This window comes from Flavobacterium pygoscelis, from assembly GCF_023162025.1.
GTDB lineage: Bacteria > Bacteroidota > Bacteroidia > Flavobacteriales > Flavobacteriaceae > Flavobacterium > Flavobacterium pygoscelis.
On record NZ_JALNUB010000004.1, the window covers coordinates 61,265 to 78,784 of the forward strand.

Sequence of the window (17,520 nt, forward strand, 5' to 3'; positions counted from 1 at the left end):
ATAAAATAGTAAAAATAGAGTGCAGTGTAATTGTTTTTAAAATTAAAAAAAATCACTTTTCTACGTGTTTGTAATGGAAAAAAAAAAGATTCAAACATAAAATTAGGTCCACATTACAAAACCCGTACTGCTTTTACAAATCTTTTTGCATAACCTGGTTTTTTTAAACTAGTAACTATCACTTTCATTTCACTACCTGACGAGGAATGTATAAAATCACTATCCAAGCCTTTCGGATTTGTAACAATACCTACATGACCAATAACATTTCTGGTAGGACTCAAAAACAACAGTATATCTCCTTTTTGAACCTCTTCGATAGCAATTTCTTTACCAAAATTTTTAAACTGCGAAGAACTTCTGGGAACTTTTATATTAAAATGATTAAATACAAAATAAACAAATCCAGAACAATCAAAACCTTTTGCACTGCAACCCGCTGCCACATAAGGCGTTCCTAGCAAACCTCTTCCGTAATTGATAATCTTATCTCTTAAAGACAACTCGTTTTGAATTGGCTCAGTTAATTTGTCTTTACTATTTATTTCATAGTGCACCTTTTTACAAATTCCCGTTTTTGCAGAGGAATACGCATCCGTTAAAAACAAAAATAGTACTAAAGAAAAAACGATTCTGAATTTAAAAAAATGGATATTTTTATAGGTCATATTAAAAATTTAAATAAAAAAAAATATAGCTTTAAACAAAAGAAATTTTATATTCTAAAATTAAATAAGAAAAGAAAAGTACTTATCTCAACGTTACAAATCTAATTAAATTATATAATTCGAATTAAACGAGGTAAAAAACAACATTTATAAAAGAAAAAATAATGAATAGTAATAAATTATTTCTATAAAAAAAGCCCCATAACGGAGCTTTTTTTTAATCTTATTCTTCTACTTCATCAGTTCCATGAGACTTAGAATAATTTCTCCATTTCTCAATACAATCTTGTAGATCTTGTGGTAATTGGGTATCAAATCGCATTAATTCACCCGTTGTAGGATGCACAAAACCTAATGTTTTAGCATGTAAGGCTTGTCTTGGTAACGCTTTAAAACAATTGTCTATAAACTGTTTGTATTTGGTAAACGTAGTTCCTTTCAAAATCAAATGACCGCCATAACGCTCGTCATTAAAAAGAGGATGACCAATATGTTTTAAATGCGCGCGAATCTGGTGTGTTCTACCCGTTTCTAGTTGGCATGAAATCAAAGTTACATATCCAAAACGCTCTAAAACTTTGTAATGTGTAATGGCAGGCTTTCCTATTTCTGGATCAGCAAAAACAGCCATTTGCATGCGGTCTTTCAAGTGGCGCGCTAAGTTTCCTTCGATCGTTCCTTGATCTTCAGCTACATTTCCCCAAACCAAAGCTACATATTCTCTTTCAGAAGTTTTCGCTTCAAATTGTTTTGCTAAATGGGTCATAGCAGCTTCTGTTTTGGCAATAACTAGCAAACCAGAAGTATCCTTGTCAATTCGATGTACTAATCCAGGACGCTCACTACTATTCATTGGCAAATTATCAAAATGATACGCCAAAGCATGAACCAGAGTTCCTGTATAATTCCCGTGACCAGGATGCACAACCATTCCTGGCAATTTATTTATCAGCAATAAAGTATCATCTTCATAAACAATATCCAGCGGAATATTCTCTGGAATGATATGGTTTTCGTAAGGAGGATGAGTCAGCATCACACGAACTACGTCATTTGCTTTCACCTTATAATTTGATTTTACCGTCGCATCATTTACAAAGATATTCCCTTCGGTTGCGGCAGTTTGTATTTTGTTGCGAGTTGCATTTTGGATCAATCCCATCAAATATTTATCAATTCGTAAAGCCGCTTGGCCTTTAGGAACTTCAAATCTAAAATGTTCATATAACTCGTCTTCTAAATCTATTGTATCTACAGTATTATTCATTAATTGGTATTTATTCTATTGGCGTACTTAGTGTATCCGCTGCATTTTCTTCTTCTTGATAACTCATTTTTCCGTCGCCCAAAACCAAATCAATTTTAGATGATTTTAGAACTCTATCGCCTACTTTTAGATTTCGTCCTTTAAAACGCATTTCCAGCACCATATCTTTTCCTAAATTAGGTACATAAGTAACTGTTCCTTCATCAAGTCCTAAAGCTTTCAATGTTGGCACCGCTTCACGATACGTTTTTTCGATTAAATCAGGAACTTTAACTGATGAAAATCCAGAAGTATTAATTTTTATGTATATTTTTCGACCTACTTTAACCTTAGTGCCTGGAGTTGGATCTTGTTCTACCACACTAAATTGGGGGAAATCGCTTCTATAATCCACACTATCCAAAAGAACGTAGTCTAAATCCAATTCATCAAGTTTCGTCTGCACTTGTTCCTCAGTCAGTTTTCGCAAATCCGGAACTGCAATTTCATGACCGTGATCGGTTGTAAAAGTCAACCAATGCATAAACAAATAACCCAAAGTAGCCAAAATGGCAAAAGCAACTAGTACTTGTATTACAAAAACACGGCTAGTAAGATACTTACGTAAACTCATAAATTTATTTTTAGATGTCGCAAAGATAAAGCTATTTCGTTTCAAAAAAAATGATAATTTTGTTTAATACTCTCTGGAGCTATTTCCCGCTATTCGTTGCAATCTTTTTATGGGCCAAAAGGCCAATAAAAAGGATTTCCACTGCTATCGGGGCTAAAAAAAGAAAACGTTTTCATAACCTATATCTTTCAAAAATGAAGAACATTGCCATCATCATGGGCGGATATTCTAGCGAATATAAAATCTCACTTATCAGCGGAAACGTTGTTTATCAATTCTTAGACAAAACCCAATACAACGCATTCCGCATCCATATTTTTAAAGAAAAATGGGTTTATGTAGATGCAAGCGATACAGAATTCGCAATCGATAAAAATGACTTTTCCGTAACAGTCGCTGGGACCAAAATCACTTTTGATTGTGTGTTTAATGCCATTCACGGAACACCTGGAGAAGATGGTTTAATGCAAGCGTATTTCGAACTTTTAAACATTCCACAAACCTCTTGCGATTACTACCAAGCTGCCTTAACGTTCAACAAAAGAGATCTATTATCGGTTTTAAAACCATACGGAATCAAAACAGCAACTTCCTATTACTTAAACAAAGGGGATAAAATCAATACGGACGAGATTGTAGCAAAAGTGGGTTTACCTTGTTTTGTAAAACCAAATAAAGCAGGATCAAGTTTCGGAATTTCTAAAGCAAAAACAGCTGCCGAATTGCCCATTGCAATTGAAGTGGCTTATAAAGAAGACAACGAAATCATTATAGAAAGTTTCCTAGACGGAACTGAAGTTTCGGTTGGAGTTATCAATTACAAAGGAATCGTAACTGTATTACCCATTACAGAAATAGTATCAGATAATGATTTCTTTGATTATGAAGCAAAATACTTAGGAAAATCACAAGAAATTACGCCAGCCAGAATTTCTGATGAAATGACGCAAAAAGTAGGCGAAATAGCAAAACGCGCTTATGAAATCCTAAAAATGAAAGGGTTCTCTAGAAGTGAATTTATTATTGTAGATGGTGAACCGTTCATGCTTGAAATGAACACCATTCCCGGATTAACCACAGAAAGCTTGATTCCACAACAAGCAAAAGCAGCAGGAATTTCACTAGAAGATTTGTTCACAAACGCAATAGAATTGGCTTTAAACAACTAAATTTCTATTATGAAAGAAATATTTGAATGGAATAGATTATTATTCAATGGTTTACCTGAATCCTTTCTTTTAGAAGTCATTTTTCGCTCTGTAGTAATGTTTATCGTTTTATTGTTAACCTTAAAAGTAGCTGGAAAACGCGGCGTAAAACAATTGTCTGTTTTTGAAACTGTAATAATAATTGCTCTAGGATCAGCAGCTGGAGACCCAATGTTTTATGAAGATGTGGGAATAATTCCAGCTATTACCGTATTTACTGTCATTATCCTTTTGTATCGATTAGTCACTTGGTTTACCGGAAAAAGCAAGAAATTCGAAGAGTTTATAGAAGGAAAAACAGAGTGTTTGATTCAGGAAGGAAAATTTTCGATTGCATCTTTCAAAAAAGAAAGTTTAGCACAAGATGAATTTTTCTCGGAACTTAGATTAAAATCTATCGAACACTTAGGACAAATAAAAAGTGCATTTATGGAAACCAGCGGCGAAATAAGTGTTTTTTATTATGAAGATGATAAGGTAAAATCAGGTTTGCCAATTCTGCCCCATTTATTCAATCAAAAAAACAGTGTTATTCCTAATGAAGGGCTTTATTCTTGCACTTTTTGCGGAAATACAATACAGCAAAAAGCGGGAATGGCTACCTGTGATGCTTGTAATAAATCAGAATGGGTAGCTTCATTAAATACCATTCGTAAATCATAATTTAACGTAAATCAGTTTACCAATAGACTATAATACAATATGAGAAAAGCAATATTCCCGGGATCTTTTGACCCAATTACCTTAGGACATGAAGATATAATTAATCGAGCCATTTCCCTTTTTGACGAAATTGTAATTGCTATTGGTGTTAATGCCGAAAAAAAATACATGTTTTCACTTGAAGAAAGAAAACGATTCATCGAAGAAACATTTAAGGATGAGCCTAAAGTTTCAGTCATTACTTACGAAGGATTAACCATTGATTTGTGTCATAAAGTCAAAGCTAATTTTATTCTTCGTGGCTTGCGAAATCCCGCCGATTTTGAATTTGAAAAAGCTATTGCACACACTAATAGACGTTTGGCAAAAATAGAAACTGTATTTTTATTAACTGCAGCAAAAACTTCCTACATCAGTTCAAGCATTGTTAGAGACGTTCTTAGAAACGGCGGACAATATGAATTGCTGGTTCCTAGTGCGGTTAGAATGAAATAGTTTTACAGTAATTAATAAAAACTTTAAGTGGTGTATTTGTCACACAGAAAGCGTCTTCTTTTTTTCAAACACTATTGATTTAATAATCAGCAGAATAATTCTAACAGTACTTATTAATATATTCAATCAAAACTACTATAATTTGCGAAGACAATCTTTAAACAGTAAATTCGCCTAAAATAAAGACATCAAATAATGAGCATAGAAAGAGAATTAAGCAAACGTAGTGGATCTAAATGTGAACTTTGTGGCGCAACCGAAAACCTAAAAGTGTACGAAGTATTGCCAACAAAAAAAGGTGGGCTTGATGAAAGTATCATGGCTTGTAGCACTTGTGTTGATCAAATAGAAAACCCTGAAAATGTAGATTTAAACCATTGGAGATGTTTAAACGACAGCATGTGGAGCGAACAAACTCCGGTACAAGTTGTGGCTTGGAGAATGTTAAGCCGTTTGCGTTCTGCTGGATGGCCACAAGAATTACTAGATCAAATGTATTTAGATGAAGATACTTTGGCTTGGGCTCAAGCTACAGGTGAAGGAGAAGATGACGAAAACAAAATTATACATCGTGACAGTAATGGCGTAATCTTAGAACACGGAGACTCCGTTGTCCTGATTAAAGATTTGAAAGTAAAAGGATCGAGCATGGTTGCTAAACAAGGAACCGCAGTGCGTAACATTCGATTAGACCATGAAAACGCTGAATATATTGAAGGAAAAGTAGATGGACAAACAATTGTAATTATTACTCAATACGTTAAGAAAACATAAATTTTAGTGATTGATAGTTAGTAATCATTTTTGAGTAAAAATAAAAAAAACGTTAGCAGTCTAAATTTAGACTACTAACGTTTTTTTATGCTATTTTAAATCAATAAACGCTACTACAATTGTCTTGCGGGAAGCGTCTCAACAATGTAGAGCAACTTTATAGGGATACTTCCAGCATGACAAAATAATTGGAATGAAGACTTTTCAAAACTGATCAATAATCTATTCCTCTTCTTTCTTAATAACTTTTCTTGCTACTTCGATTTTGAATTTTTTACCCTTCATTTTCTCATCTTTTATCGCGTGCAATAGATCTTTCACTTTATTGAATTTAACCGCCGCAAAAGAGATAAAATCTTTGACTTCAATTAATCCTAAATCGCCTTTTTCCAGTTTTCCTTTTTGAGAAAAGAAACCTACTATATCAATTTTATTCAATTTATTTTTCTTTCCACCACTAATGTAAATCGTTTGAAATTGAGGTGGCTTTGGTAATGAAGTTGCATTTTCAACATTAAAAACAGGCATTCCGTAATCTAGATAATCTGCTTTTTTCTCACTTTCGTGCGCAACAATATATGCCGTTCCAGAAGCTAACATACGAGCTGTTCTACCATTTCTATGCGTAAATTCATCTTCCTTAGCAGGTAAATGATAATGAATCACGTGATTCATCTCGGGAATATCAAGTCCACGAGCCGCTAAATCAGTGGTGATTAAATAACTCACACTTCCGTTACGGAATTGAATTAAAGCGCGCTCTCTTTCATCCTGATCCATACCACCGTGATAGTAGGTAGCGTAAATTCCTTTTTCGTTCAAGGTATCGCTAATGCGTTCTGCAGCATCACGATGATTACAAAAAACAATGGCAGATTCTGATTTCAAAGAACAAATTAAGTTGAACAAACTTCCTATTTTATCTTTATCCTTAGAAACTACCATTTTCATCGAAAGGTTTGATTCTTGTTCATTTTCGGGAATAAAGTCAAGAATGGTAGGATTTACCACTCTTGTATATCTTGGAATTTCAATATCAGAAGTTGCTGAAACTAGAACACGTTTGTTCAATTTCGTCAATTTTCCAATAATGAATGACATTTGCTCATGGAAACCCAATTGCAATGATTTGTCAAATTCATCTAGAATCAAGGTTTGAATTTTATCTAAGCGGAAAGTTCCTCTATCAATATGATCTGCAATTCTTCCTGGAGTTCCTATTAAAACAGCTGGTGGATTGCTTAAGTTCTTAATTTCAGTATCAATGGAGTGTCCGCCGTAGCACACATTTACTTTATAATCAGTACCCATTTTTTTCCAAACTTGCTCAATCTGTAATCCTAATTCACGTGAAGGAACTAAAATTAAGCACTGAACTGATAGAATTTCTGGTTGTAACATTTCAAGAATTGGCAACAAAAAGGCCAAGGTTTTCCCAGAGCCCGTTGGCGATAGTAATAATACATTACTATCGTTTAAGATCGCGTCTTGAGCAACTTCTTGCATTTCATTCAGGCTTTCGATGCCTAAATTCAAAAGTATATTGTTGGAATGGTGTTTCGTATTCATTTTTTTTATTTGTGCAAAGGTAATTCTAAATTTTAAATTATCATTTGTTTTAAATAGGGCGTTTAAGAGAATAGCATTGCTTATAAAAACAGTATAAAATTTGCTACATTTGATAATCAATTTAAAAATCAAAGTATGAGATTTTTCACGCTCCTTATTCTACTCTTTTCAATTAGTGTCTTGGCACAAAAAACAAATAAATACGATACCTTTTTTGAAAAGGGCAACGGAAATCAAACGCCAAGTTATACCGAAACAATCTCCTATTACACTTTATTATCTAATGATTTCCCGTCTATAAAAATGCAAAAAATGGGTTTAACAGATAGTGGAGAACCATTACATATTGTAATTTATAATCCCGAAAAGCAATTCGACTTTGAAAAAATCAATAAAAACAAAGCCGTAATCTTATTGAATAACGGAATTCATGGCGGAGAACCCGACGGAATTGATGCGAGTATGCAATTGTTTAGAGATTTGGCTTTAGGCAAAATTAAAGCTCCAAAAAACACGGTTATCGTTTGCATTCCAGTATATAATATTGGAGGCGCTCTAAACAGAAATTCGACCACAAGAACGAATCAAGAGGGTCCAGAAATCTATGGTTTTAGAGGAAATGCTAGAAACTATGATTTAAATCGAGATTTCATAAAGTCAGATACTAGGAACACCAAAAGTTTTGTCGAAATATTTCACAAAATCAATCCAGATGTTTTTATTGATAATCATGTTAGCAATGGCGCCGATTATCAATACAAACTGACTTATATCATGACCCAGCACAACAAATTAGGGAATGTATTAGGCGATTTTTTGAATAGTGAAATGATGCCGGCTTTGGTAACCGATTTACAAAAAAAGGGAATCGAAACTACTCCATATGTAAATGCCTTTTCTGATACGCCAGACAAAGGTTTTGCTCAGTTTTTTGAAAGTCCAAGATATGCAACGGGTTACACATCTTTATTTAACACCATTGGTTTTGTAGTAGAAACGCACATGCTAAAAAAATATGCAGACCGTGTAAAAGTAACCTATGAATATATGCGCTCCGCAATTGATTTTACTGATAATAATTATACTAAAATCAAACAAATGAGATTAAAAAATGAAGAACAATATAAACCTGAAAAATCCTATACGATAAAATGGGAAATTGATACTACAAAGGTAATTCCGTTCTCTTTTTTAGGTTATGAAGGCAGCCACAAAAAAAGTGAGGTTACCTCAGGAAATCGTTTGTTTTACGATCGTACAAAACCTTACAAAAAAGAAGTACCATTTAGCAAAGAGTACAAATCTGCAAAAGAAATTATAATACCAACATCTTACGTAATTCCCAAAGGATTTTGGGATATTATTGATTTATTAAAAGGCAATGGAATTGCAATGCAAGAATTAAAAAAAGACACTGTAATTGAAGTGGAAAGTTACAGAATTGCTGATTTTAAAACGACCAATTCCGCTTATGAAGGACATTATTTACATAGAAATACGACTACCACATCGCAAATTAAGAAAATGGCTTTTGCTAAGGGAGATTATTTGATTACAACAAGTCAAAAAGGAATAAAATATTTACTAGAAACTCTAGAACCCGAAGCGATTGATTCTTTCTTTAATTGGAATTTTTTCGATACGATATTGCAACAAAAAGAAGGGTATTCTGACTATGTTTTTGAAGATACTGCTGCTAAAATATTAAAAGAAAATCCAAAACTAAAAGACGAATTACAGCAAAAAATGCAAAGCGATACCAACTTTTCAAAGAATCCAGAAGCGCAATTGGATTGGATTTATAAACATTCTATTTACTATGAAGCTGCACATTTACAATATCCAGTCTATCGAATTTTAAAATAAAATTCTATTTTTAATAGATAAAAAAAACGTATTTCATTCATTTTCAAATATTAATTTGCGAAAATGTGTGAAATACGTGTTTAAAACTAATGTACTTTTTTAAAAATAAAATAGTACTAAATACTCTCTTCTTCAAACAATAATTTTATGTTTTCGTAGGAATTTTTTAATGCTTCTTTGATTTGCACTGGATTTAACCAAGCGACTTTTTCAATTCCTTCTTCTAATTGGCCTTTTGGAGTCCCTTCAAAATCAGATTGCATTTCGAACCAATGGGTTATTTTTAACTTATACTTCCCATTTCTTCTAAAAACATGATACGTTTTTTGAAGTTTATGCGAAATCGTAAGACCATTTACCCCAGTCTCCTCCTCTACTTCACGCATCGCAGTATCCTCAATTTCTTCTCCTTTTTCTATACCTCCTTTAGGTAAATCCCACTTTCCATTTCTAAAAATGAATAACACTTCCCCCTTTTTATTATATACTAAGCCTCCTCCTGCTTTGCAAACAGGAATTTTAGCTTTTAAAGTCTTCATTATCAAGCTTTCATCAGGATGATATAAATAAGCTTTATTAATTTTATTTTGAAATATTTTGACGATAAGTTGCTCTATGTCAATACTCTCTAACAGAAATAATTGAAAATCTGTCTCCTTAGAGATGTGATTTGTCAAAAAAAGTGGCTTGTCGTTAACAAAAACTTTATACATTTGTACTATGATTTTTAATAAAGAAACCGCCGAAAAAACAGCCGAATTCCTTTTGCAAATAAATGCAATTAAATTGAATCCAAGAAATCCTTTTACATGGGCTTCTGGATGGAAATCGCCAATTTATTGTGATAATCGATTAATTCTCTCATTTCCAGCAGTAAGAAATTATGTTAGAGATGAATTTTCGAAAAACATTGAGAAACAATTTGGAAAACCAGATGTTATTGCTGGAGTTGCCACTGGAGCAATAGGTATTGGTATTCTAGTTGCAGAAAGCATGGGATTACCATTCGTTTATGTACGTCCAGAAGCTAAAAAACACGGTAGACAAAATCAAGTAGAAGGTTTTTTACAAAAAGGACAAAATGTTGTTGTAGTAGAGGATTTGATTAGTACGGGAAATAGTAGTTTACTTGCAGTAGAGGCTTTGCGTGAAGCAGGTGCCAACGTAAAAGGTATGGCTGCAATATTCACTTACGGATTTAATGTTGCAGAAGAAAATTTTAAATCCGCAAATATTGATTTATTTACTTTAAGTAATTACCAAAATCTATTGAATTTGGCAGTTGCAAAAAGATACATTACAGAAGAAGAGGAACAAACCTTGAGAGAATGGAATGTAAGTCCATCTACTTGGAATATTGAAATATAATAATCAAAATATAAAATGATGAACTTAGAAAGCCCTAAAGTTAGCGTTCAAAAATCAGCTCAAGAATTATTTGACTTATTAACGGATGTAAAAAATTTCGGAACGTTAATGCCAGAAAACATCGCTAAATTTGAAGTAATTGGTGAAGATGCTTTTATTTTTGGATTAAAAGGAATGCCAGAAATTAAACTAAAAATGAAGGAAAAAGTCGCGCCAAACAAAGTGGTTTTAGGAGCGGCAAGTGATAAACTTCCTTTTACTTTAGTTGCAAACATAGAAAGTGTATCAGATTCATCAAGTGAAGTAAAGCTTGATTTTGAAGGAGATTTCAACCCAATGATGGCAATGATGATCAAAGGACCAATTAGTAAGTTTATCGAAACTTTAGCAAGCAATATGCATAAATTATAAGTTTCAAAACATTATAACAATAACTAAAAGGAGAAAAAAATTTCACGAAAGTGTCTATTTTTTCTCCTTTTTTATTAATACAACATTTGGATTTCTTTAATATCAAATTCAGAAACAGTATCATCTTCCAAGATAACTTCTAACTTACCAATTTGAGAAACTCCTTGAATAATTCCCATAAAGTGATTTTTCTTTTGATCTGAAAAAGGCATCGGAATTCCTTTTTTAAATAATTTATTACTATAACTTTCCCACAAGAAATCTTTTTTATTTGTACATCCCTTTATTTTATTTTCCAAACAGTCAACAATAGAAAAAAGTAGCTTTTCTTTATTAAAATCTTTATTACAAATAACCGCTAAAGAAGATGCTTTTGGTAAGTTTTCAAAATTAGTTTGATTTACATTGAGTCCTAAACCGACAATTGAAACAATGTTTCCGTCACTTTTTATACTATTTTCAATCAAAATGCCACCAATCTTTTTGTTATATGACATAATGTCGTTAGGCCATTTAATACTAAGATTAGGAATGTTTAAAGTTTCTAGAACTTCAATTACAGCAAGAGAAATGGCAATATTGAGATTGAAAATTTGATTAATATCAGATAAAAAATCCTTAACCAAAATACTCATTATTAAGTTTTTACTCGTTTCGGAAGCCCATATAGAACCCATCTGTCCTTTTCCTTTCGTTTGATTCTCAGCTGTTATGACAGTAAAATTCTCCAGCTCTTGTTTGTTCGATAAAGCCTTTAAGAACTCATTTGTTGAATCTATGGCATCGAGTTTGATTAGTTTCATTATACCTTTTTTGATCAACAGAATTTAATATTCTGTTAAGGTTCAAAAATAATCACAAAAAATGGTAACTTTACAAACTTATATAAAAATAATTCATGGCGAAAAAGACGATAAATAATGACATCCTATTAGCGAATATCATTAACGGAATAGAAGAAGTAAAAGGAAATGATATTACTGTACTTGATTTAAGAGAAATAGACACAGCAGTTTGTGATTATTTTGTCATTTGCAATGGTAACTCTAATACACAAGTAAATGCCATTGTCAACTCAATCCAAAAAATAGTTTCAAAAGAAATGAAAGACAAGCCTTGGCATGTTGAAGGAACAGACAATGCCGAATGGGTACTAATGGATTACGTAAATATTGTTGTACATGTGTTCCAAAAACACATCAGAGAATATTACAACATCGAAAGTTTATGGGGCGATGCAAAAATAACAACCATTGAAAACAAATACTAAAGACACATAATCCGTAGTAATGGCTAAAGAAAATAATCCAAATCCAAATAAGTTCAAGGTAAGTCCGTGGTTAATTTATACTGCAATACTGTTAATTTTCTTATTTATAAGTTTCATAACTGGAGGTTCTAATATTAATGAACCGGGACAATTGACATCTTCTAAGTTTAACGACTATTTAGAAAAAGGTCAAATAGAAAAAGTAACTGTTTACAACAAAACAGAAGCAGAAGTATATCTGAATGCTGCTGCATTAAAAGAGGCTGAACATAAAAAAGTTTCTAAAGATGTTTTTGACAGACCTAATAAAGGACCTCATTACACTTTTGATATTGGTAATGATCAAATTTTTCAAACAAAATTAGAAAAAGCAGTTGCTGAAGGAAAGTTGAAAGATTTCAATTTTTTACCTAAAAACAATTGGTCAGATATTTTAATGAGCTTGTTACCAATAATTATCATAGTTGCCGTATGGATCTTTATCATGAGAAAAATGTCTGGCGGCGGCGGTGGTGGCGGTGGTCAGATTTTCAATATTGGAAAATCAAAAGCAAAACTATTTGATGAAAAAACAGATATCAAAACCACCTTTAAAGATGTAGCTGGTTTAGAAGGAGCAAAAGAAGAAATACAAGAAATTGTAGAGTTCTTAAAAAACCCTGAAAAATATACTAATCTGGGAGGTAAAATACCAAAAGGCGCCTTGCTCGTTGGTCCTCCAGGAACTGGTAAAACCTTATTAGCGAAAGCTGTTGCGGGTGAAGCTCAAGTACCTTTTTTCTCTTTATCAGGTTCTGATTTTGTAGAAATGTTTGTAGGTGTAGGTGCATCACGTGTTCGTGATTTGTTTAAACAAGCTAAAGAAAAATCTCCCGCTATTATCTTCATTGACGAAATAGATGCTGTTGGTAGAGCTAGAGGAAAAAGCAATATGTCTGGCGGAAATGATGAACGTGAGAACACACTAAATCAATTGCTTACAGAAATGGATGGTTTTGGAACTAATTCTAATGTTATTGTTTTGGCAGCAACCAATAGAGCTGATGTTCTTGACAAAGCCTTAATGAGAGCAGGTCGATTTGACAGACAAATATTTGTTGATTTGCCAGACATTAGAGAAAGAGCCGAAATTTTTCAAGTTCACTTAGCTCCTATCAAAAAAGTAGAAGGTCTAGATTTAGATTTCTTAGCCAAACAAACTCCAGGTTTCTCTGGTGCTGACATCGCAAATGTATGTAATGAAGCAGCTCTTATAGCAGCTCGTCATAACAAAACAGCAGTAGATAGACAAGATTTTCTTGATGCAGTTGATAGAATTATTGGTGGTTTGGAAAAGAAAAATAAAATTATCACTCCTGAAGAAAAAAGAGCAATTGCTATTCATGAAGCTGGACATGCAACCGTAAGTTGGATGCTAGAACATGCAGCACCGTTAATTAAAGTGACTATTGTTCCTCGTGGACAAAGTTTAGGAGCAGCTTGGTACCTTCCAGAAGAAAGACAAATTGTAAGAACAGATCAAATGTTAGATGAAATGTGTGCTACAATGGGAGGAAGAGCAGCTGAAAAAGTTACTTTTGATAGAATTTCTACAGGTGCATTGAGTGATTTAGAGAAAGTAACACGTCAAGCTCGTGCGATGGTTACTATTTACGGATTGAATGAAAAAATAGGAAACGTTACTTATTACGATTCAACTGGACAAAGTGAATATAACTTCTCTAAACCTTATTCTGATGAGACTGCAAAAATAATTGATGCTGAAATATCAGAATTAATTGAAGGTCAGTACAAAAGAGCCATTCAAATATTAGAAGAAAACAAAGACAAGTTGAATCAACTTGCCGATATTTTAATTGAAAAAGAAGTTATTTTTAAGGATGATTTAGAAGCAATCTTCGGAAAAAGAAATTGGGATAAAAATCTAGAAGAAGTAGTTTCATAAAAATAACATCAATATTTACATTATTTACAAAATCTTAATTCAAAAGCTTCTTTTGAATTAAGATTTTTTTATCTTTGGACGTTTTCAAATAACAAATAAAGCAGTTTAAAAGTATATGAGTCTTTTTAGCAAATTTTTTGGTTCTAGCAATCTAGCTTCTGATGAAGAAAAAGAAAGTGAATTTAGTGAGTCCTTTACTAAAAACACTACCTCTATAGACGAGACATTTATCTTTAATTTCAAAAAAAATGGAGGTAAATTTTTATACTGCGAAAATGCTGATGAAGTAAAAGAGCAATTTGAAAATATTTTAGAAGAAAACGATTGGTTTGAAAGTGAAGTACTTTGTTATGAACCTGCTCTATATACTATGCTTGATGATAACAAGCTTGTTTATGAAAAACCTTTAAATCCAAAATTTATTTTTGCTAGTTGTGAAAATTTAATTGCAGATGAAGGCTCTATCCTATTTTCATCAAAACAAATCAAACAAAATAAGCCAAACGAATTACCAGTCAACATCATTATTTTAGCTAAAACAAGTCAAATCATTGGAGCTAAAAGTGATGGCTTAAGTGCTATCAAAAAAAAATATGAAAGAGACTACCCAACCAACATCACTACTATAAAATATTTTGAAAAAGTCAAAGAAGAAGACTTTACACAATATGGAAGTTCTGCAAAGAACCTTTATTTATTGCTTTTAGAAGACCTATAAGATGAATGAAACTTTAAAACGGGCTATATCAGGAGCTGTATATATCGTATTATTATTGGTTTCTATTTTATATTCAACCGAAACCTTTTTTATATTATTTGGAATCTTTCTGATAATTGCAATTTATGAATTTTGCAATTTGGTTCAAATACATAAAGTATTTCCAATTCTTTTTGGGACTATCTTATATACTACTGTGACTTTATTTAGCCATTACAATAAAAGCACTACAGAAAATCTAAATCATATATTTAATACAAAGTTTGCTTTTACAATCAATATTGAAACTTTAAATATTATTTTACTTGTAATATGTTTAGTGGTTTCTCTTAAATGTATTCTTTTCTTATTTTATGACAACATTCAAAAAATAAGTAACTCTTCTAAATATCTTTATTTACTAGGTTACATCATACTTCCTTTTATCTTTATAACTAAAATTTCATTTGGAGTAAAAGATTACAACCCTAAAATAATAATAGGATTATTTATATTGGTTTGGACCAACGATACTTTTGCTTATATAGTAGGCAAATCTATTGGTAAAACGAAGTTATTAGAGAAAATATCTCCTAAAAAAACAGTGGAAGGATTCCTTGGTGGAATTATTTTTGCAGTTTTAGCAGGTTATTTGATATCAAAATATTATATTAAAGCCAGTCCTGAACACAGCGACAGATCAATTCTTATATGGACTTCTATTGCTGTAATAGTAGGAATAGCGGGCACAATAGGAGATTTGATCGAATCTAAATTCAAGCGTATTGCGGGTGTAAAAGATAGCGGAAGCATAATGCCAGGACACGGAGGCATATTAGATCGTTTAGATAGTGTTATATTTGTAGCACCAATTATTTTTTTGTTTTACCAAATTTTAAACTATGTTTCATAAAGAAGGAACCCAATCTATTTTATTAGGCACTATTTTTACTGCTGTTGTACTTTTATTGTCTGATAATTTCATTGACACCAATTGGCTTAAAATGGTCATACAGATAGCTGCATTATTAGTGCTCATTATCATTTTACAATTTTTTAGAAATCCTAAAAGAAATGTTATCATCAACGATAGTCAAATACTTGCACCAGTAGATGGTAAAGTTGTGGTTATTGAGGAAGTATACGAAGGTGAGTATTTTAAAGACAAAAGATTACAAATTTCTATCTTTATGTCACCAATAAATGTACATGTAACACGTTATGGACTTAGCGGTTTAGTAAAATTCAGCAAATATCATCCTGGAAAGTTCTTAGTCGCTTGGCATCCAAAAGCTAGTGAAGAAAATGAAAGAACGACAATTGTCATAGAAAATAATACTTTTGGAGAAGTATTATACCGTCAAATTGCTGGAGCTTTAGCCCGCAGAATTGTAAATTATGCAGAAGAAGGTACAACTGTAGTTCAAGGTACAGATGCAGGATTTATAAAATTTGGCTCAAGAGTGGATATTTTTTTACCATTAGGAACACCAATAAATGTTATTTTAAATGAAGTGGCAGTAGGTGGAAAAACAGTTATAGCTACAAAACAGTAATGACTCAGAAAGATTTAGATACTCAATTCTTAGAAGCTGTTGAAATAGCTTCTAAAATGACTCAGGCATCTTTACCACAAGATGTTCAATTGCGCCTATATGCTTCATACAAACAAGCTACGTTAGGAACTGTGGATCTAAAACAAAATTCATCCTATCATTTGAGAGATGCTTTTAAGACGAACGCTTGGATGCAGATCAGTCATCTTAGTATAGATGAAGCCAAGCAACAATATATTGAAATGATTCATTCGTTATTTAAAAAATAATCTAATTATGAAAAAATTATATTTTTGGATTCCGTTAGTCTCTTTTTTGGGTATTTTAAATTCTTGTAATGAAAAAAAATTAATTGAAGTTGTTGAAGTTCCATTACCTACTACGGTAGAAAAAAAAGTAGTAATGGGATCACCTGATGATGTAAGAGCAGATGAGGGATCTTTTCAAATGGACAGATTACCTTATCCTTATGATGCCTTAAAACCGGATATATCAGCGACTGCATTAGAAATTCATTATTCAAAACATTATTTAACTTACACTAATAACTTAAACAAAGCACTATTAGGAACTCCTTTAGAAAACCTAACAATTGAAGAAGTAGTATCTAAATTAGACCCTAATGACGAAGCACTTCGGAACAATGCTGGTGGTTATTACAACCATTCGCTGTATTGGAAATGTATGGCTCCTAATACAGGAGGTGAGCCAAATGGAACTTTAGGAGAAGCGATTATTAAAGATTTTGGTTCGTTTGGTACCTTTAGTACTTCTTTCAAAAATCAAGCAACGAAACACTTTGGGTCTGGATGGGCTTGGCTAATAGTTGATAAAACAGGCAAACTACAAGTTACCAGCACTTCTAATCAAGACAATCCTCTTATGAGAAATGCAGCTGTTCCTGGAACTCCAATATTAGCCTTAGATGTTTGGGAACACGCTTACTATTTAGACTATCAATACAAAAGAGCTAATTATGTAGATGACTTTTTTAACAATATTAATTGGAAAAAAGTAGAAGAATTTTATGAAGCTGCATTAAAAAAATAATTCTCTTTTTTGAACATATAAAATACTGCTACGGAAACGTAACAGTATTTTTTTTATAATCGTTACTTACAATTTTAAAAAATCAACACTAGTAGTAAAA

20 protein-coding genes are annotated in these 17,520 nt (G+C 32.3%); 14 read left to right on the top strand and 6 right to left on the bottom strand.

Annotation, left to right across the window (positions count from 1 at the left end; translation table 11 throughout):
• Window positions 1-113: 113 nt before the first annotated feature.
• The 3 genes from MW871_RS06990 to MW871_RS07000 form a co-directional block, all read right to left on the bottom strand.
• Complete coding sequence (locus MW871_RS06990) at window positions 114-668, bottom strand: C40 family peptidase (protein ID WP_248428060.1); 555 nt, start codon at window positions 666-668, stop codon at window positions 114-116.
• Between the two features lie 223 nt (window positions 669-891).
• Window positions 892-1,935, bottom strand: coding sequence for an RluA family pseudouridine synthase (locus tag MW871_RS06995; protein WP_248428061.1), 1,044 nt, complete (start codon window positions 1,933-1,935; stop codon window positions 892-894).
• Window positions 1,936-1,945: 10 nt separating this feature from the next.
• On the bottom strand, window positions 1,946-2,548 hold the full coding sequence (locus MW871_RS07000; protein WP_188049844.1) for a PASTA domain-containing protein: 603 nt from the start codon (window positions 2,546-2,548) through the stop codon (window positions 1,946-1,948).
• Window positions 2,549-2,742: 194 nt separating this feature from the next.
• Between MW871_RS07000 and MW871_RS07005 the strand changes: the two genes are divergently transcribed.
• The 4 genes from MW871_RS07005 (at window position 2,743) to MW871_RS07020 (ending at window position 5,688) form a co-directional block, all read left to right on the top strand.
• Window positions 2,743-3,717, top strand: a complete 975-nt coding sequence (locus MW871_RS07005) for a D-alanine--D-alanine ligase (protein ID WP_248428062.1) — start codon at window positions 2,743-2,745, stop codon at window positions 3,715-3,717.
• 9 nt (window positions 3,718-3,726) lie between these two features.
• Window positions 3,727-4,419, top strand: a complete 693-nt coding sequence (locus MW871_RS07010) for a DUF421 domain-containing protein (RefSeq protein WP_248428063.1) — start codon at window positions 3,727-3,729, stop codon at window positions 4,417-4,419.
• Between the two features lie 39 nt (window positions 4,420-4,458).
• Window positions 4,459-4,914: a pantetheine-phosphate adenylyltransferase gene (coaD, locus tag MW871_RS07015; RefSeq protein WP_188049841.1), complete on the top strand. Its 456-nt coding sequence runs from the start codon at window positions 4,459-4,461 to the stop codon at window positions 4,912-4,914.
• Between the two features lie 195 nt (window positions 4,915-5,109).
• Window positions 5,110-5,688, top strand: a complete 579-nt coding sequence (locus MW871_RS07020; protein WP_210643921.1) for a PhnA domain-containing protein — start codon at window positions 5,110-5,112, stop codon at window positions 5,686-5,688.
• 222 nt (window positions 5,689-5,910) lie between these two features.
• Here MW871_RS07020 and MW871_RS07025 read toward each other — a convergent pair whose 3' ends face one another.
• Window positions 5,911-7,257, bottom strand: a complete 1,347-nt coding sequence (locus MW871_RS07025) for a DEAD/DEAH box helicase (protein WP_248428064.1) — start codon at window positions 7,255-7,257, stop codon at window positions 5,911-5,913.
• Between the two features lie 135 nt (window positions 7,258-7,392).
• Here MW871_RS07025 and MW871_RS07030 point away from each other — a divergent pair, with 135 nt between their 5' ends.
• Window positions 7,393-9,123, top strand: a complete 1,731-nt coding sequence (locus MW871_RS07030; protein ID WP_248428065.1) for a M14 family metallopeptidase — start codon at window positions 7,393-7,395, stop codon at window positions 9,121-9,123.
• 116 nt (window positions 9,124-9,239) lie between these two features.
• Here the strand turns inward: MW871_RS07030 and MW871_RS07035 are convergent, their stop codons facing one another.
• Window positions 9,240-9,836, bottom strand: a complete 597-nt coding sequence (locus MW871_RS07035) for an NUDIX hydrolase (protein ID WP_248428066.1) — start codon at window positions 9,834-9,836, stop codon at window positions 9,240-9,242.
• A 7-nt stretch (window positions 9,837-9,843) separates the two neighbouring features.
• On the opposite strand from MW871_RS07035, the gene pyrE reads away from it, so the two are divergent.
• Together pyrE and MW871_RS07045 are read left to right on the top strand one after the other, a co-directional pair.
• Window positions 9,844-10,491: an orotate phosphoribosyltransferase gene (pyrE, locus tag MW871_RS07040; protein ID WP_188049836.1), complete on the top strand. Its 648-nt coding sequence runs from the start codon at window positions 9,844-9,846 to the stop codon at window positions 10,489-10,491.
• Window positions 10,492-10,509: 18 nt separating this feature from the next.
• Complete coding sequence (locus MW871_RS07045; RefSeq protein ID WP_188049835.1) at window positions 10,510-10,902, top strand: SRPBCC family protein; 393 nt, start codon at window positions 10,510-10,512, stop codon at window positions 10,900-10,902.
• A 74-nt stretch (window positions 10,903-10,976) separates the two neighbouring features.
• Here MW871_RS07045 and MW871_RS07050 read toward each other — a convergent pair whose 3' ends face one another.
• Window positions 10,977-11,705, bottom strand: coding sequence for a biotin--[acetyl-CoA-carboxylase] ligase (locus tag MW871_RS07050; RefSeq protein WP_248428067.1), 729 nt, complete (start codon window positions 11,703-11,705; stop codon window positions 10,977-10,979).
• A 95-nt stretch (window positions 11,706-11,800) separates the two neighbouring features.
• On the opposite strand from MW871_RS07050, the gene rsfS reads away from it, so the two are divergent.
• From rsfS to MW871_RS07085, 7 genes are all read left to right on the top strand, one after another.
• Complete coding sequence (gene rsfS, locus MW871_RS07055; protein ID WP_188049833.1) at window positions 11,801-12,172, top strand: ribosome silencing factor; 372 nt, start codon at window positions 11,801-11,803, stop codon at window positions 12,170-12,172.
• A 19-nt stretch (window positions 12,173-12,191) separates the two neighbouring features.
• Window positions 12,192-14,117, top strand: a complete 1,926-nt coding sequence (gene ftsH / locus MW871_RS07060) for an ATP-dependent zinc metalloprotease FtsH (protein ID WP_188049832.1) — start codon at window positions 12,192-12,194, stop codon at window positions 14,115-14,117.
• Between the two features lie 115 nt (window positions 14,118-14,232).
• Window positions 14,233-14,835, top strand: coding sequence for an LUD domain-containing protein (locus MW871_RS07065; RefSeq protein ID WP_188049831.1), 603 nt, complete (start codon window positions 14,233-14,235; stop codon window positions 14,833-14,835).
• 1 nt (window position 14,836) lies between these two features.
• Window positions 14,837-15,727: a phosphatidate cytidylyltransferase gene (locus MW871_RS07070; protein WP_248428068.1), complete on the top strand. Its 891-nt coding sequence runs from the start codon at window positions 14,837-14,839 to the stop codon at window positions 15,725-15,727.
• Window positions 15,717-16,370, top strand: coding sequence for a phosphatidylserine decarboxylase family protein (locus MW871_RS07075; protein ID WP_188049829.1), 654 nt, complete (start codon window positions 15,717-15,719; stop codon window positions 16,368-16,370). Before MW871_RS07070 ends, MW871_RS07075 begins: the two co-directional genes overlap by 11 nt.
• Window positions 16,370-16,639, top strand: a complete 270-nt coding sequence (locus tag MW871_RS07080) for an acyl-CoA-binding protein (protein ID WP_210643935.1) — start codon at window positions 16,370-16,372, stop codon at window positions 16,637-16,639. Before MW871_RS07075 ends, MW871_RS07080 begins: the two co-directional genes overlap by 1 nt.
• A 7-nt stretch (window positions 16,640-16,646) precedes the next feature.
• A complete protein-coding gene (locus MW871_RS07085; protein ID WP_282454599.1) occupies window positions 16,647-17,420 on the top strand; it encodes a superoxide dismutase in 774 nt (257 codons plus the stop codon).
• Window positions 17,421-17,520 lie beyond the last annotated feature (100 nt).

Coding starts and splice junctions, on each gene's coding strand:
- MW871_RS07010 (WP_248428063.1), top strand. CDS start 3,727: ATGAAAGAAATATTTGAATGGAATAGATTATTATTCAATGGTTTACCT.
- MW871_RS07025 (WP_248428064.1), bottom strand. CDS start 7,257: ATGAATACGAAACACCATTCCAACAATATACTTTTGAATTTAGGCATC.
- MW871_RS07075 (WP_188049829.1), top strand. CDS start 15,717: ATGTTTCATAAAGAAGGAACCCAATCTATTTTATTAGGCACTATTTTT.
- MW871_RS07030 (WP_248428065.1), top strand. CDS start 7,393: ATGAGATTTTTCACGCTCCTTATTCTACTCTTTTCAATTAGTGTCTTG.
- MW871_RS06990 (WP_248428060.1), bottom strand. CDS start 668: ATGACCTATAAAAATATCCATTTTTTTAAATTCAGAATCGTTTTTTCT.
- coaD (WP_188049841.1), top strand. CDS start 4,459: ATGAGAAAAGCAATATTCCCGGGATCTTTTGACCCAATTACCTTAGGA.
- pyrE (WP_188049836.1), top strand. CDS start 9,844: ATGATTTTTAATAAAGAAACCGCCGAAAAAACAGCCGAATTCCTTTTG.
- MW871_RS07085 (WP_282454599.1), top strand. CDS start 16,647: ATGAAAAAATTATATTTTTGGATTCCGTTAGTCTCTTTTTTGGGTATT.
- MW871_RS07005 (WP_248428062.1), top strand. CDS start 2,743: ATGAAGAACATTGCCATCATCATGGGCGGATATTCTAGCGAATATAAA.
- MW871_RS07080 (WP_210643935.1), top strand. CDS start 16,370: ATGACTCAGAAAGATTTAGATACTCAATTCTTAGAAGCTGTTGAAATA.
- MW871_RS07065 (WP_188049831.1), top strand. CDS start 14,233: ATGAGTCTTTTTAGCAAATTTTTTGGTTCTAGCAATCTAGCTTCTGAT.
- rsfS (WP_188049833.1), top strand. CDS start 11,801: ATGGCGAAAAAGACGATAAATAATGACATCCTATTAGCGAATATCATT.
- MW871_RS07035 (WP_248428066.1), bottom strand. CDS start 9,836: ATGTATAAAGTTTTTGTTAACGACAAGCCACTTTTTTTGACAAATCAC.
- ftsH (WP_188049832.1), top strand. CDS start 12,192: ATGGCTAAAGAAAATAATCCAAATCCAAATAAGTTCAAGGTAAGTCCG.
- MW871_RS07000 (WP_188049844.1), bottom strand. CDS start 2,548: ATGAGTTTACGTAAGTATCTTACTAGCCGTGTTTTTGTAATACAAGTA.
- MW871_RS06995 (WP_248428061.1), bottom strand. CDS start 1,935: ATGAATAATACTGTAGATACAATAGATTTAGAAGACGAGTTATATGAA.
- MW871_RS07050 (WP_248428067.1), bottom strand. CDS start 11,705: ATGAAACTAATCAAACTCGATGCCATAGATTCAACAAATGAGTTCTTA.
- MW871_RS07045 (WP_188049835.1), top strand. CDS start 10,510: ATGAACTTAGAAAGCCCTAAAGTTAGCGTTCAAAAATCAGCTCAAGAA.
- MW871_RS07020 (WP_210643921.1), top strand. CDS start 5,110: ATGAGCATAGAAAGAGAATTAAGCAAACGTAGTGGATCTAAATGTGAA.
- MW871_RS07070 (WP_248428068.1), top strand. CDS start 14,837: ATGAATGAAACTTTAAAACGGGCTATATCAGGAGCTGTATATATCGTA.